This window comes from Tistrella bauzanensis, from assembly GCF_014636235.1.
In the GTDB taxonomy this organism is placed as follows: domain Bacteria; phylum Pseudomonadota; class Alphaproteobacteria; order Tistrellales; family Tistrellaceae; genus Tistrella; species Tistrella bauzanensis.
Map to the genome: position 1 here is coordinate 190,638 of NZ_BMDZ01000001.1, position 14,326 is coordinate 204,963.

The 14,326-nt window shown below is 66.6% G+C and carries 16 protein-coding genes; 9 read left to right on the forward strand and 7 right to left on the reverse strand.

The window, feature by feature from the left end; genetic code table 11:
• The first annotated feature begins 175 nt into the window (after window positions 1–175).
• The 3 genes from IEW15_RS00810 to IEW15_RS00820 all read left to right on the forward strand — a co-directional run bounded on the left by IEW15_RS00810 (window position 176) and on the right by IEW15_RS00820 (window position 4,374).
• The gene (locus IEW15_RS00810; protein ID WP_188574050.1) at window positions 176–1,078 is read left to right on the forward strand and encodes an S-methyl-5'-thioadenosine phosphorylase; all 903 of its coding nucleotides are present in this window, start codon (window positions 176–178) and stop codon (window positions 1,076–1,078) included.
• A 73-nt stretch (window positions 1,079–1,151) separates the two neighbouring features.
• On the forward strand, window positions 1,152–2,252 hold the full coding sequence (mtnA, locus tag IEW15_RS00815; RefSeq protein ID WP_188574051.1) for an S-methyl-5-thioribose-1-phosphate isomerase: 1,101 nt from the start codon (window positions 1,152–1,154) through the stop codon (window positions 2,250–2,252).
• Window positions 2,253–2,322: 70 nt separating this feature from the next.
• The gene (locus IEW15_RS00820) at window positions 2,323–4,374 is read left to right on the forward strand and encodes a bifunctional aldolase/short-chain dehydrogenase (protein ID WP_188574052.1); all 2,052 of its coding nucleotides are present in this window, start codon (window positions 2,323–2,325) and stop codon (window positions 4,372–4,374) included.
• An 86-nt stretch (window positions 4,375–4,460) separates the two neighbouring features.
• Here IEW15_RS00820 and IEW15_RS00825 read toward each other — a convergent pair whose 3' ends face one another.
• A complete protein-coding gene (locus IEW15_RS00825; protein ID WP_188574053.1) occupies window positions 4,461–5,396 on the reverse strand; it encodes an RNA polymerase factor sigma-32 in 936 nt (311 codons plus the stop codon).
• 230 nt (window positions 5,397–5,626) lie between these two features.
• Here IEW15_RS00825 and IEW15_RS00830 point away from each other — a divergent pair, with 230 nt between their 5' ends.
• The 5 genes from IEW15_RS00830 (at window position 5,627) to IEW15_RS00850 (ending at window position 8,852) form a co-directional block, all read left to right on the forward strand.
• The gene (locus IEW15_RS00830) at window positions 5,627–6,406 is read left to right on the forward strand and encodes a hypothetical protein (RefSeq protein WP_188574054.1); all 780 of its coding nucleotides are present in this window, start codon (window positions 5,627–5,629) and stop codon (window positions 6,404–6,406) included.
• Between the two features lie 245 nt (window positions 6,407–6,651).
• Window positions 6,652–7,086, forward strand: coding sequence for a phasin family protein (locus IEW15_RS00835; RefSeq protein WP_188574055.1), 435 nt, complete (start codon window positions 6,652–6,654; stop codon window positions 7,084–7,086).
• A gap of 136 nt (window positions 7,087–7,222) precedes the next feature.
• Window positions 7,223–7,585 carry a tRNA-binding protein gene (locus IEW15_RS00840; RefSeq protein WP_188574056.1) on the forward strand — a complete coding sequence of 121 codons (363 nt, stop codon included), beginning with the start codon at window positions 7,223–7,225 and terminating at the stop codon, window positions 7,583–7,585.
• Between the two features lie 139 nt (window positions 7,586–7,724).
• Window positions 7,725–8,537 carry a GGDEF domain-containing protein gene (locus IEW15_RS00845; protein WP_229707722.1) on the forward strand — a complete coding sequence of 271 codons (813 nt, stop codon included), beginning with the start codon at window positions 7,725–7,727 and terminating at the stop codon, window positions 8,535–8,537.
• A 132-nt stretch (window positions 8,538–8,669) separates the two neighbouring features.
• On the forward strand, window positions 8,670–8,852 hold the full coding sequence (locus tag IEW15_RS00850; protein WP_188574058.1) for a hypothetical protein: 183 nt from the start codon (window positions 8,670–8,672) through the stop codon (window positions 8,850–8,852).
• A 77-nt stretch (window positions 8,853–8,929) separates the two neighbouring features.
• Here the strand turns inward: IEW15_RS00850 and IEW15_RS00855 are convergent, their stop codons facing one another.
• Genes IEW15_RS00855 through IEW15_RS00865 form a run of 3 tightly spaced genes read right to left on the reverse strand, consistent with a single transcriptional unit; the run spans window position 8,930 to window position 11,628 of the window.
• Window positions 8,930–10,300, reverse strand: coding sequence for an ATP-binding protein (locus IEW15_RS00855; RefSeq protein ID WP_188574059.1), 1,371 nt, complete (start codon window positions 10,298–10,300; stop codon window positions 8,930–8,932).
• A 60-nt stretch (window positions 10,301–10,360) separates the two neighbouring features.
• A complete protein-coding gene (locus IEW15_RS00860; RefSeq protein WP_188574118.1) occupies window positions 10,361–11,110 on the reverse strand; it encodes a response regulator in 750 nt (249 codons plus the stop codon).
• A 35-nt stretch (window positions 11,111–11,145) separates the two neighbouring features.
• Window positions 11,146–11,628, reverse strand: a complete 483-nt coding sequence (locus IEW15_RS00865; protein WP_188574119.1) for a MarR family winged helix-turn-helix transcriptional regulator — start codon at window positions 11,626–11,628, stop codon at window positions 11,146–11,148.
• 85 nt (window positions 11,629–11,713) lie between these two features.
• On the opposite strand from IEW15_RS00865, the gene IEW15_RS00870 reads away from it, so the two are divergent.
• Complete coding sequence (locus tag IEW15_RS00870; protein ID WP_188574060.1) at window positions 11,714–12,616, forward strand: branched-chain amino acid aminotransferase; 903 nt, start codon at window positions 11,714–11,716, stop codon at window positions 12,614–12,616.
• 103 nt (window positions 12,617–12,719) lie between these two features.
• Here IEW15_RS00870 and IEW15_RS00875 read toward each other — a convergent pair whose 3' ends face one another.
• From IEW15_RS00875 to IEW15_RS00885, 3 genes are read right to left on the reverse strand one after another with little or no spacing between them, the layout of a single operon-like run.
• Window positions 12,720–13,133 carry a periplasmic heavy metal sensor gene (locus tag IEW15_RS00875; RefSeq protein ID WP_188574061.1) on the reverse strand — a complete coding sequence of 138 codons (414 nt, stop codon included), beginning with the start codon at window positions 13,131–13,133 and terminating at the stop codon, window positions 12,720–12,722.
• The gene (locus tag IEW15_RS00880) at window positions 13,130–13,726 is read right to left on the reverse strand and encodes a hypothetical protein (RefSeq protein WP_188574120.1); all 597 of its coding nucleotides are present in this window, start codon (window positions 13,724–13,726) and stop codon (window positions 13,130–13,132) included. Before IEW15_RS00880 ends, IEW15_RS00875 begins: the two co-directional genes overlap by 4 nt.
• Complete coding sequence (locus IEW15_RS00885) at window positions 13,726–14,325, reverse strand: sigma-70 family RNA polymerase sigma factor (protein ID WP_229707723.1); 600 nt, start codon at window positions 14,323–14,325, stop codon at window positions 13,726–13,728. Before IEW15_RS00885 ends, IEW15_RS00880 begins: the two co-directional genes overlap by 1 nt.
• Between the last annotated feature and the right edge of the window lies 1 nt (window position 14,326).

A 14,326-nucleotide genomic window follows, 5' to 3' on the forward strand; every position in this document is an offset into this window, starting at 1 on the left:
AAATTCCCCCCGAACCACGCACAATGCGAGCGGCCAGGGGTGATGGCCGCCAGCGGCGGGCCGGACGCGCGGGGGCCGGACGCGCGGGGGATGGGCGCGCGGGGGACCGGGGCGCGAGGACTGGCGCGCGGGGGAGAGGCCGATCCATCGGCCCGATCAGAGGAGACGAGGACGGATGGCATCGACGATCGGTTTGGGCGCGGACGGCCGGCCCGTGATCGGCATCATCGGCGGCAGTGGCGTCTATGATATTCCGGGCCTGTCGGATATCGGCTGGCGCCGGATTACTTCGCCCTTCGGCGACCCGTCCGACGAGCTGATGTTCGGCCGGCTGGGTGATCTGCAACTCGTCTTCCTGCCCCGTCATGGCCGCGGTCATGTTCATGCGCCGTCCGATCTGAATTACCGCGCCAATATCGATGCGATGAAGCGCGCGGGCGTGACCGAGATCCTGTCGGTGTCGGCGGTGGGGTCACTGAAGGAAGATCTGGCGCCGGGTACCTTCGTGATCGTCGACGATTTCATCGATCGCACCTTCGCGCGCGAGAAGAGCTTCTTCACCAAGGGCTGCGTGGCCCATGTGTCGGTCGGCCACCCGGTCTGTCCGCGCATGGGGGACGCGATCGAGGCGGCCGGTGCCCGCATCGGCCTGTCGATGCATCGCGGCGGCACTTATATCGCGATGGAAGGGCCGCAATTCTCCACACTGGCGGAATCGAAGCTCTATCGCAGTTGGGGCGCCAGCGTGATCGGCATGACCAACATGCCCGAGGCGAAGCTCGCCCGGGAGGCCGAACTTTGTTATGCGACCGTCGCCATGGTGACCGATTTCGATAGCTGGCATCCTGAGCACGACAAGGTGACGGTCGATCAGGTGGTCAAGGTGCTGCTGGGCAATGCTGACAATGCCCGCACCCTGGTCCGCGAGGTGGCGCCGCTGCTGGGCGCGCGCCGCGAGACCTGCCATGCCGGCTGCCACACCGCCCTGGATTATGCGCTGATCACCGCGCCCGAGAAGCGGGATCCGGCCCTGCTCGCCAAACTCGATGCGGTCGCCGGCCGGGTGCTTGGCGCCTGACCGCCAATGGTGCCTGACCGCATCCGGTCTTGTCCGTTTCATCCGTTTCACGTGCCACAGCGGAGCCTGCCCCATGGATGACAGCCGCTTTACCCACCGCACCGTCTGGCTTGAGCCGGACGGCCGCACCGTCGGCATCCTGGACCAGACCCGGTTGCCATTCGAAACCGTCAACGTCGCCCTGAAGACGTCGGCCGATGCCGAGATCGCGATCCGTGACATGCTGGTGCGTGGTGCGCCGCTGATCGGCGCCGTGGGTGCCTATGGCCTGGCGCTGGCGCTGGCCGAGGATGCGTCCGATACCGGGCTGGCCGCGGCCTATGACCGGCTGCACGCCACCCGCCCGACGGCGATCAACCTGCGCTGGGCGCTTGATGATGTGCGGGCGCGGGTGGCCGGGCTGGCGCCGACGGCACGTGTTGACGCGGCGTATGCCCGTGCCCGTGAGATCGCGGACGAGGATGTGGCCATCAACCGGGCGATCGGCGAGAACGCCTTCGGGCTGATCGAGGCTCGCCACAAGGCGGTGGGCGGCGGCCGGCCGGTGAACATCCTGACCCATTGCAACGCGGGCTTCCTGGCGACGGTGGGCTGGGGCACGGCGCTGGCCGGCATCTTCATGGCCCATGCCCGCGGCCTGCCGGTGCATGTCTGGGTGGACGAAACCCGGCCGCGCAGCCAGGGCGCCTATCTGACCGCCTGGGAACTGCGCGAGGCGGGCGTGCCGCACACGGTGATCGCCGACAATGCCGGTGGCCATCTGATGCAGCATGGGCAGGTCGACATGTGTATTGTCGGCACCGACCGGGTGGCGGCGAATGGCGATGTCTGTAATAAGGTCGGCACCTATCTGAAGGCGCTGGCCGCGTTCGACAACGGTGTGCCGTTCTATGTGGCGCTGCCTTATCCGACCATCGACTGGCGGGTGGCCGATGGCGTGCGCAACATCCCGATCGAGGAGCGCTCACCGAACGAGGTGACGCAGGTGCGCGGGCGGCTGCCGGATGGTGCCGTCGCCGATGTGACGGTGATCGAGGGCAGCGCCGCGGCCAACCCGGCCTTCGACGTCACCCCTGGCCGGCTGGTCACGGGGCTGATCACCGAGCGCGGGGTCTGTGCCGCCAGTGGCGAGGGCCTGCGCGGCCTTTATCCTGAGCGCGCCGCCGCCGAGTAGGGGCGGCGCGTGTCCCCAGAGGCCGGGGCCCGGCCCCGGTCAAGACCATCATTCGAGGTGAGTTCAAGCGATGCGCAACCGCTGGGCAGATGCGGACGCCGCGGCCATGGTGGCCCGATATGTCGACCAGGGCATCAACGAGGATCTGGCACTGCGGGTCTATACCACCCGGCTGCTGGGATCGGAGCCGCGGCTGGTGCTTCATGGCGGCGGCAACACCTCGGTCAAGACCGCCATGACCGACACGCTGGGCGAGACGGTCGATGTGCTGTGCGTGAAGGGCAGCGGCTGGGACATGGGCGTGATCGAGCCCGCCGGCCTGCCGGCGGTGCGGCTTGAACCGCTGCGCCGGCTGGAGGCGCTGGAGGCGCTGACCGACGAGGACATGGTCAATTTCCAGCGGCTCAATCTGCTGGATGCGGCGGCGCCGAACCCGTCGATCGAGACTCTGCTGCACGCTTTCCTGCCGCACAAGTTCATCGATCACACCCACGCGAATGCGGTGCTGTCGCTGACCGATCAGCCGGATGGCGAGCGGATCGTCCGTGACCTCTATGGCCGGCGGCTGGCCTATGTGCCCTATATCATGCCCGGCTTCCTGCTGGCCAAGACTGCGGCGCGGATCGTGCGCGAGACGCCGGATGTCGAGGGCATGGTGCTGCTGAAGCATGGCATCTTCAGCTTCAACGACGATGGCCGTACCGCCTATGATCTGATGATCGAATTCGTCTCGATGGCCGAAGAGCGGCTGCGGCAGGGCCGCCGCACGCTGATTCAGGTGGCTCTGCCCGGACCGGTCGCGGGCGTGGCGGCAGTGGCGCCGATCCTGCGCGGCTTGACGGCGTTGCCGGATGCGAAGGCCGAGGGTGGCCGCAGACCCTTCGTTCTGGAGCATCGCGCGACCGAGGCCGTGCTGGCCTTCGCGAACAGCGCCGATCTGGACCGGATCGCCAATTCGGGCGTGGCCACCCCCGATCACGTGATCCGCACCAAGCCGGCGCCGCTGGTGCTGCCGGCGCCGGTGGCGGGGGAGCTTGCCGCCTTCAGGGCGGTAGCCGAAACCGCGCTCGATGCCTATGTCACGCAGTACCACGCTTATTTCAACCGCAACAATCAGCGTCTGGGCGGAGTGAAGACCGAACTGGATCCGATGCCGCGGCTGATCGTGGTGCGGGGCCTTGGCCTGTTCGCGCTGGGCAAGTCGATGAAGGACGCGCGGATCGCCGCCGATGTCTATGAGGCGGCGATCGAGGTGATCACCGATGCCGAGGGCATCGGCCGGTTCGAGAGCATCCCCGAACCCGACCTGTTCGATGTGGAATACTGGTCGCTGGAACAGGCGAAGCTGGGCAAGGGGGCTGAAAAGCCATTGCAGCGGCGGATCGTCGCCGTCACCGGTGGCGCAGGCGGCATCGGTGACGCCTGCGCGCGCGCTTTCGCGGCGGCAGGTGCCGAAGTGGCCGTGCTCGACCTGGATGCGGCGGCGGCGGCCGGCGTGGCGAAGCCGCTGGGCGGGATCGGCATCGGCTGCGACGTGACCGATCCGGCCTCGGTCGCGACCGCCATGGATGCGGTGGTAGCGGCATTCGGCGGGCTCGACATTCTGATCAGCAATGCCGGCGCCGCCTGGCAGGGCCGGATCGGCGAGGTCGAGGAAGATGTCCTGCGCCAGAGCTTCGAGCTGAATTTCTATGGCCATCAGCGCGTGGCCCAGGCGGCGGTCGCGGTGATGAAGGCCCAGGGCTTCGGCGGCCAACTGCTGTTCAACACCTCGAAACAGGCGATCAATCCGGGGCCCGATTTCGGCCCTTATGGTCTGCCCAAGGCCGCGACGCTGTTTCTGTCGCGGCAATATGCGCTCGATCACGGCCGCGACGGTATCCGTTCCAACGCCGTCAATGCCGACCGGGTGCGATCGGGTCTGCTGACCGACGAGATGGTGGCGGCGCGATCGAAGGCGCGTGGGTTGTCGGAAGCCGATTATATGGGCGGCAACCTGCTTGGCCGCGAGGTGACCGCGGCCGATGTGGCCCAGGCCTTCCTGGATCTGGCGCTGGCCACCAAGACCACCGGATCGGTCACCACGGTGGATGGCGGCAACATCGCCGCCGCTCTGCGCTGATCGCGCCGCCTGATCCGGTTGCCATGCTGGAAGGCCGCCCCCGATCGGGCGGCCTTTCTTGTTCAGGCGCTGTGACGATATGGATGTCAGGTCAGGCTGGGTGTGGCCGGGCCGTTTGCGCGGCTGCCCAGTGCCTTGCGCAACTGCGGCTCCACCAGATCGGCCAGCTTGCGCATGGCGCGGCTTTCGATCTGGCGGACGCGTTCCTTCGAGATGCCCAGTTCCGAGCCCAGCGCCTCCAGGGTCGCCGAGGCTTCTGCCAGATGGCGGCGGGTGATGATCAGCCGCTCGCGGGCATTCAGCGCATCCAGCGCGCCGCGGATCATCCGGGTGCGGAACGATGCCAGATCCTTCTCGACCAGCAGTTCTTCCTGGTCGGGCTTGTCGTCGGCCAGCTGGTCCAGCCATTCATCGCCGCTATCGGCCGACATCGGCGCGTTCAGCGACTGGTCGCCACCCGACATCCGCATCTCCATCAGCCGGACGTCGCGGTCGCGCACGCCCAGTGTGGTGGCGATCTGGCCGACATCCGCGGGGTCCAGCGTCTCGCCCATGCGGGTCTCGTCGCTGCGCCGCAGCTTGGCCTTCAGCTTGCGCAGGTTGAAGAACAGGGCCTTCTGGGCCGCGGTGGTGCCGATACGGACCATCGACCACGACCGCAGGATATAGTCCTGTATCGCCGCCTTGATCCACCACATGGCATAGGTGGCCAGCCGCACGCCCCGATCCGGGTCGAACCGCTCCACCGCCTGCATCAGGCCGAGCGACCCTTCCTGGACCAGTTCATTCATCGGCAGGCCGTAATTGCGATAACGCGACGCCACCTTGATCACCAGGCGCAGATGGCTGCGGACCAGGATCTCGGCCGCGGCCTTGTCGCCGGCCTGGACCCGGGCCGCCAGCGACACCTCTTCCTCGCGCGTCAGAAGCGGCTGGCGCTGCACCGAGGAGTAATACCGGGTGTCGCCGCGGTCCTGGCTGCGCACGGCGCCACGCATATTTCTGGTCAGCCGGTCGATCATGACGTCCCTCCAGACTCTCAAGGCCTTCGCAACCTTGTGAAGATACAGGATTCCATACCTTGTGTCCGGTTGGAACGCCTGATCCGCACTGAACTGGTCCGAATTTCCGGGACTCGCATGTCGCATCCGCGCCCCCATCTTTCAACCAGAGCCCGCCTGTCTTCGGCCGCAGGTGGCGGTCGACGCTTTGCGGCCGGACATGACGGCGACCATTTCACGGAGGACGGAACATGCCGGGACATGACGATACCGCCGCGGCCGGACCTGAGGAGAAGGCCGGGCGTGGGGAGAAGGCCGGGCGTGACGACAGGATTGGCGGGATCATCGACGCCGCCCTCAATCGTGCCGCCATCGACGGCTGGGACGGGCTGACGCTGACCGCCATCGCCGACGAGGCCGGGATGAGCCTGGCGGCGCTGTCGAGTCATGTCGGCTCGGTGTCCGACATCCTCGACGCCTTCAGCCGCCGGATCGACAGGGCGATGCTGGCGGAAGCCGATGACGAGCCGGACGCCTTTGCCGAACAGCCGGTCAAGGATCGGCTTCTGGCCCTGATCATGGCGCGGCTGGATGCCCTGGAGCCCCATCGGCCGGCCTTGCAGCGGCTGGCCGATCGGGCCGGACGCGGCATTCCGGCACTGGATCTGATCTGCGGGCAGGGGATGCGCCTGCAACGCAGCATGGGCTGGCTGGCGGCTGCCGCCGGTATCGAGGCGCGGGGTTTGAGCGGGCTTGCCCGCAGACAGGCGCTGGCGGCGATTTATCTGGCGACCCTGCGGGCGTGGTTGAAGGATGACACCGACGACAAGGCCCGGACGATGAAGACGCTCGATGGCCTGCTCGACCGCGCCGGGCGCTGGTCCCGGGCGGCCAAGCACTTTACACAGCGTGGTTCTCGCTGGGGGCGGCGTGACAAAACGGCGCAGGCGGGTATGGCGCCCGACGGGCCGCTGGCCGATCCGCGCGATCCCCCGGCACCGTCCGGCGACCCCGCGCCTGCGGCGACTTGACCAGCGGGCTGCGTGGATTTCAGCCACGGTCTTCGCCGAAAACACCCAACCAACGAGTGTCCATGACCGTCGCTATGCTCGCGCAGCCATTTTTGTGCAATGCAAAAACGACCTTGACCTCCCGGCCTCGTTATAGCATATATGCACCTAGGATTTTGCACCGCAGCATAAACCCCGACGCTGCGGTGCTCGCGACCGGATGCCAGCCATGCCATCGGTCGCAGAGGCGAACGGAGGTTTTCCAGATGGCCGACAATAAGTTCAACGCGATCGACTACACCAAGATGTTCGGCGAGTTCAAGATGCCCGCCATGGCCATGCCGACTGTCGACATGGAAGCCATGATGGGCACGGCGCGCCGCAATTACGAAGCGGTCGCCCAGGCGAACAAGCTGATGGCCGAGGGCTTCCAGGCCCTGGCGAAGCGTCAGGCCGAAGTCGCGCGCACCTCGTTTGAAGAGGCCTGGAAGGCCACGCAGGAGGTGATGAACGCCGGCTCCGTCGAGGCCAAGACCGAGAAGCAGGCCGAGGTCATGAAGGCCGCGGTCGAGAAGGCGGTCAGCAATGTCCGCGAGCTTTCGGAACTGGCTCAGAAGTCGCAGGGCGAAGCCTTCGACGTGCTGAACAAGCGCTTCATCGAGAGCGTCGATGAAGTGAAGGTTCTGACCGCCGCGAAGTGATCTGGCCATGCGGGCCGCAAGGTCCGCATGATCTGGACGATACAAAAGGCGCCATTCCCCCCGCGGGAGTGGCGCCTTTTGGTTGTCGGGAGCAATATGACGGCATCATTCCCTGTCGTGAAGCTGCTGCGAGACCATGACCGACGACATCCAGACGCCCCGACCGCCGATTGCCTTCGATGATTTTCTGGCGGTCGATATCCGCGCCGGAACCGTGATACGGGCCGAGCCATACCCGGAAGCCCGCAAGCCGGCGATCAAGCTGTGGATCGATTTCGGCCCCGGGATCGGCGAGCGCCGGACCTCGGCACAGGTCACCCATCTTTATACGCCTGAGATACTGATCGGCCGCAAGGTCGCCGCTGTGGTGAATTTCCCCCCGCGTCAGATCGGCCGGTTCATGTCCGAGGTGCTGCTGCTGGGCTTTCCCGATGCCGCTGGGCGGATCAGCCTGATTGCGCCGGATCATGAGGTGCCGGACGGCGCGCGACTGGGCTGAAACAACGCCTGATAGAGCCTGGCGACGCAGATGTTGATGCCGCTTCTCAAACACCGGCGATCCGTGTATCACCGCCGATGCGGGAAGGTGGAGGGGTGGCATGATCTATAGTGGTAAATGGGCGCACAGGCTCAGTTCCATGTCGGTGTTCCGGCAGGTCACGTTGATGATCGTCGTGGCGATCATCGCTGCCGACCTGCTGACCGCTTTCTTCTACTGGTATTTTGAATTTGATCGCCTGCCGCTCGATATTCTTCTGACCACCATTATCGTTCTGATCATTGGCTATCCGCTGGGTTTCTTTTTTATCGGGCAGAATGTCAAGCTGCGGGAAATGGCGGTAGAACTCGACCGGCTGTCGAAGATCGATGATCTGACCGGGCTGCTGAACCGCCGCACCTTCTTTTCCGAGACCAGACGCGTGGCCGCTGGCGGATCTGCCCCCCGGAGCGCCGGCGCGCTGCTGTTCATCGACGTCGACCACTTCAAGGCGGTCAATGACGGGTTCGGCCATGCCGTGGGCGATCTTGTGCTGCGAGAGATCGGATCGATCATCCGCAGCTGCATCAGCCAGGACGACGTGGCGGCGCGGCTGGGGGGTGAGGAGTTCGCGGTGTTCCTGCCCGGGGCCGATGCGGCGCACGCAAACCAGGTGTCGGAGAAGATCCGCGAGACCGTGGGGCGATGTGGCCGGGCGATTCCGGCCCTGGAGGGGAGCGGGATCACCGTCAGCATCGGCATCGCCGCGTTGACGCCCGACCGTCAGTTCGAAGAGGCGCTGCTGCGTGCCGACCGCTCCCTGTATGCGGCCAAGGAACGCGGCCGCAACCGGATCGTGCGCGAGGACGAGCCCGCGCATGTGGCCGGGCCACAGCAACCGTCGCAGCGCCCTATCAACGCGGGTTTACCGGCACCGGAATGTCATGGCCGGCCGGCAGGGCTGCCCGGATAATCGGCGCAGACCTCTATCCCGACCAGATGCAGGCCACCCACACAATCGGCCCATGATGAGCCGCCCCAGCGGCCACCCCACACCACCACAGGCGAACCGGTCGTCAACGCGGCCCCCTCAGGCGCCTATGAGGTGAATTATGACGGGCGCGCCTGTCTGGGCGTGGGGCAGGTCGTGTTCGCCATGGCATCGCTCGCCGAGGGCCGGAACAGCATCACCATTGCCACGATCAGGCCCGACGGCTCGCTGGTCACCCGCTGGTGGCGCTATCACGACAAGGGCAGCAAGGGCACCGAGACCTGGGTGAAGAAATAGGTCGGCACCTGGCCACATGGTCGTTCCGAAATGGCCACCTGCAGACATGCAGGCGGCCGTTTCCGTTGGGGCGCCGATCAGATCGGCAGATCCAGTGTCACGCGCAGGCCTCCCAGCGGGCTGTCTTCCAGCCGGATATCGCCACCATGGCCGCGCATCACGTCGCGCGCGATGGCGAGGCCCAGGCCCACACCGGTGATCCCCGAGCCGCCTTCCCAGGCCGCAGCCTGCGCCGACGCCTCGCCGCCGACCTCCGTCAGCCGTCGGAACGGGCGGAAGGCCTCGGCCCGCAGATGAGCGGGGATGCCGGGGCCGTCATCGTCGATCAGCACCTGCGCCACCTCGCGCCCCGGCAGCAAGGTCACCTCCACCCGCTCGGCGTGGCGCATGGCATTGTCGATCACATTGCCCAGGCACCGCCGGAATGCCTGAGGGCGGACCAGCACCATCAGATGGTCGGCGCCACGGATGTCGATCCGGCCCTGGCCGGTGCCGCGGACCCGGAACACCACCTGCTGCACCAACTGGGCCAGATCGGCCAGCACGGCGGATTCCTCGGCGCCTTCACCGCGTGCGAAGGCGAGATAGCCTTCGACCATGCGGGTCATCTCCTCGACATCCGCCTCAAGCTCGGCCAGATCTGGTGAGGGCGGCATCAGCGCCAGTTGCAGCTTCATCCGGGTCAGTGGCGTGCGCAGATCATGGCTGACGCCAGCCAGCATCTCGGTGCGCTGGGTGACCTGCCGGCGGATGCGATCGCGCATACGAAGGAAGGCATGCGACACCTGTCGGACCTCGGTGGCGCCGCTGGGCTTGAAGATCGCCAGCTCGTCGCGGCCCTTGCCCAGATTGTCGGCCGCCATCGCCAGCTTGCGCAGCGACCGCATCTGATTGCGCAGGAACATCATCGCCAGCACCATCAGCACAAGCGAGATGCCGACCAGCCACAGGATGAAGATATAGGTCGTGGCACTGGTCACGCGTTTGCGTGGCACCTTGACCTGCAACACCCCGTCCTGAAGCTGAACATCGATGTTGACCCAGGTATTGTCGGTCACCGCGTCCAGCACGAATGGCCGGTACACCCGCGTGTCCAATGCCGAGGCCATCATCCGCTCCAGAAGGCTGTTGCCTGCGTCATGATCGATATTGGGCAGGATTTCGGCGGCCCGGAAGTCGAAGCGGATGTCGGTATAGACCTGGATCAGCCGCAGCAGACGGTCGCGTTCCTCGCCTTCGGGATAGTTGCGCAGAACCTCGACCGTCAGGGCGATATCGCCGGCGACGGCAAGGGTCATATGGCGGGTGACATTGTCCCAGTGGCGATTGTAGAATAGGTAGGTCGTCAGGCCGAGCAGCACGACCAGTGGCGCCACGATCATCAGGAATGACCGGCCATAGAGCGAGCGCGGCAGCACGGTTCTGAGAAAGCGGTCGATGCTGGTCATGAGGCAGGTATCTTCATCTGATGGCCGGGGCCGATGGCGCCGGGAGGGCGCCGCGGCCGGTCAGGCATCGGTGCGCAGCGCATAGCCGGCGCCACGCAGGGTGTGGATGTGGCGCGGGTTGCGCGGATCATCCTCGATCTTGCGGCGCAGGCGGACGATCTGGACATCGACCGCGCGGTCGCCGCCACGGATCTGGGCCCGCTCCGCCAGGGCGTCTCGGCTGATCGGGCGGTTGGGAGCGGCCGCCAGCACCCCCAGCAATGTGGCCTCTCCCTGCGTCAGATGCACGATCTCGCCATCGCGGCGCAGTTCCTGCCGGCCCAGATCGAAACTCCACGGCCCGAAGCGCAGGGTGACGCCGGCAAGGGTCCGGCCGGGCCCGCCCGACGCCAATGCCGCCCGCGGCACCGAGCGGCGCAGGATGGACCGGATCCGGGCCAGCAGTTCCCGCGGGTCGAATGGCTTGGCCAGATAATCGTCGGCGCCGGTTTCCAGCCCCGCGATCCGGTCCTCGGCGCCGTCCATCGCGGTGAGCAGCAGGATTGGCAGCTCGCCGCGTTCCCGGAGCGACTGGGTGAGATCCAGCCCGCTTTCGCCCGGCATCATCACGTCCAGAACCAGCAGGTCGACGGTGATGACCTGAAGCTTGGCCCGCGCCTCGGCAGCGTCATGCGCGGTTGAGACCATGAACCCGTTCTCGCGCAGCAGGCGGGCGATCAGGGCACACAGCCGGCGGTCGTCATCCACCACCAGCACATGGGGCGCGTCCGGATCGGGCGGTGGTGGCGGGCTGCCTTGCGTCATCCGCATGGCAGCAGGTGCAGCATCGCCGGGCTCATCGACGGTCATGGCCGGTTGAACCCGTCGCGCTCGGGATCGTCCATGATGCCGACCATCACCTTGCGAAATCCTTCGACAGCCTCGGCACCCGCTTCCCGATAGGCGCGCGCCACTCGTTTGCGCTGATTTCCCGAGAGTTCGCGCTCCAGAGATTTACCGGACTCGGTCAGATAAAGAAGTCGCTGGCGGCGGTCTCTCAGCCCTGACTGCTGATCGATCAGGTTCTGTTCGATCAGTTGTTTCAGGACGCGGCTGAGTGACTGCTTCGTGATCCGCAGAATGCGCAACAAATCTGTAATCGTTGTACCGGGATTACGGCCGACGAAATACACCACGCGGTGATGAGCCCGCCCCAGCCCGTGCTTTTCCAGGATGCGGTCGGGTTCGCTGGTGAAATCGCGATAGGCGTAGAACAGCAGTTCGATGCCCTGGTTCAGCTCCTCCTCGCGGAGAAAGAGCGGATTCGGGTTTGCGTTCGGATTTGACATTACGGCAGCCATGTTGACATAGTTGGAACGGAATGTTACTCATTCCATCCAGTTTTTGTTCGCAAATTATCCAAGGCGCGCGACAATGGCACTCATCCCCTTCGACGACCGCGACGGCTGGATCTGGTTCGACGGCAAGCTCACTCCGTGGCGTGAGGCACGCATCCACGTGCTCAACCACGGCCTCCACTACGCGAGCTGCGTGTTCGAGGGCCAGAGAGCCTATGACGGCATCGTTTTCAAGCTCAACGAGCATTCTGAGCGGCTTGCCCGTTCGGCACAACTGCTGGGCTTCGAGCTGCCCTATACCCCGGCCGAGATCAACACGGCGACCGCCGAGCTGCTGGCGGCCAACAATCTCAGCGATGCCTATGTCCGGCCGGTGGCCTGGCTCGGCAGCGAGCAGATGGGCGTCTACACCCGCGGATCGCAGGTGCATATGGCCATCGCCTGCTGGGAATGGCCATCCTATTTCTCGGCGGAAGAGAAGCTGAAGGGCATCCGCCTGGAACTGTCGCGCTGGAAGCGTCCGGCGCCCGATACCGCGCCGACCGAAAGCAAGGCCGCCGGCCTGTACATGATCTGCACCATGAGCCGCCGTGAAGCCGACAGCCGTGGCTTCGACGACGCCATGATGCTGGACTATCGCGGTTATGTGGCGGAAGCGACCGGTGCCAACGTGTTCTTCGGCCGCGGCAAGGAACTGCACACCCCGATCGCCGACTGCTTCCTGAACGGCATCACCCGCCGCACGGTGATGGGCCTGGCCGAACAGGCCGGCTATACCATCATCGAGCGTCATATCCGTCCGGAAGAGATGGCCGATTTCGACGAGTGCTTCCTGACCGGTTCGGCCGCGGAAGTGACGCCGGTGCGCCAGATCGGCGACGTCATGTTCAAGCCGGCCGATGCCTGCTCGACCCTGATGCATGCCTATTCGGCCCTGGTGCGCGCGCATGGCGCGGCCGCCCGCGTCGCTGCCGAGTGATCTCTGCCGCGTCGTGACGCCGCCCTCTGAACGACGAACCGCCCGCTCCGGCTTTCCGGGGCGGGCGGTTCGTCGTTCAGGTGGGGTGAAGGTGACCGCTTGCTCAGCGGGCAGGGACCGGGGATGATGCGGCGCGGCGCCAGCCGTCCACCATCAGCCGGCTGGCCAGATCCTGCATCTCGCGGTCGCGCAGGGCCAGTTCGGTGAGTGCCGCTTCCAGCTCGGCCGCGCCGGCGGCGGGCCGGGCCTTGATCACGCGCTTCAACCCGTGGCGCGCATCGCGCAGGGCCGTCAGATGGTCGTGCAGCGCATCGCGCTCAGCCGCGAACGAGGCCTTGATGGCGCTGCGCTGCGGTTCCTGAAGATCGTGCATCAGCCGCATCAGCCCGCGGTCATGCGATGGCGGCCGCGACACGACCGCGCCGGAAATCATCACGCCGGCGACAAACAGGTTCAGCGCCAGGCTGGCGATCAATCCGCCGACCACCAGCCGCGCACGGCGCCCACTCAGGGTCATTGCGGCTCCTCCAGCGTGCCCTGCTCGGCATAGAGCACGGCCGCGATGTCGATGTCGTTCGATGTGTCCAGCGCCAGCGCCGCGCCGGTCATCCAGCCATTGCCACCGATCAGCATGCCCATCAGCAGGGCCGCGGCGGCAACAGCACCACCCAGCCGGGCTGCGAAAGCCGGGCTGCGACCGGTGGTGGACGTCCTGTCGGATACGGTCTTCGGCTGATGGTGCGGCCTCGTGCGTGGCGACTGGTCCGGCAGCGGCCCAGGCTGCACCACTGGCTGTGCGGTCGTGGCCGGCTGTGCCGTCGCGGCGGCGATCGTGCCGCGCCCGCCATCGATCACCACGATCTGCGGCCGCTCGGCCGGAATCGCCTTCAGCCGGTTCAGGAACGCCGTATCCCGGCCGGTACCGTTGCCGCGCGGTTCGGGGGCGGCAGCCCGGATCAGGGCATCCAGCCGGCGGGCATCGTCCAGCACCGCACGGGCGCGGGGTTCGGCCGCCAGCAATACAAGGGCATCGTCGCGGGCGGCGGCGGGCCAGCGTGCGGGATCGCCGCCATGGGCGTCGAGCAACGCCCTGAAGCCATCGATGTCCATCACGCGCCTCCCTCGTCCTCGTCCATGCCGGTCTTGAGCTCAAGGCGCAGGCTGCGACGTGCCCTGACCAGCAGTTGTTCCATCGCCCCGGCGCTGACACCCATGGCATCCGCTGCCTCGCTGCCCGACAGCCCGGCGTCGTAGACCAGAGCGATGGCCATGCGTTGGCGTTCAGGCAGACCAGCCACGGCGTCGCCCACCCGCCGCATCGTCCGGTCGTGGATCAGGCGATCCAGCGCGCCGGGCGACGGGTCGGGCGGCTCCATGGCCTCGGTCAGTTCATTCATCCGTGGCCGGCGGAGCTGATCCAGGCAGCGATTGGCGACCGCCCGCCACAGCCAGGTTCCGAACCGCGCGCCACCCGGTCGCCAGCGGGCCGCGGCCCCCGCCCACAGGCGGGTGAACACGTCCTGCACGGCATCTTCGGCATCGCTGCGGCTGCTCAGCATGCGGGTCGCCACGGCGAGCGCCCGCTCGCCATGGCGATCCACCAGCCGACCGAAGGCCACGCCGTCGCCTGCCGCCACACGGGCGAGCAGGCGATCATCCTCGTCTTCCGGCCGCCCCGCGGCCTCGACGTCCGACGAGGATGCGACCATC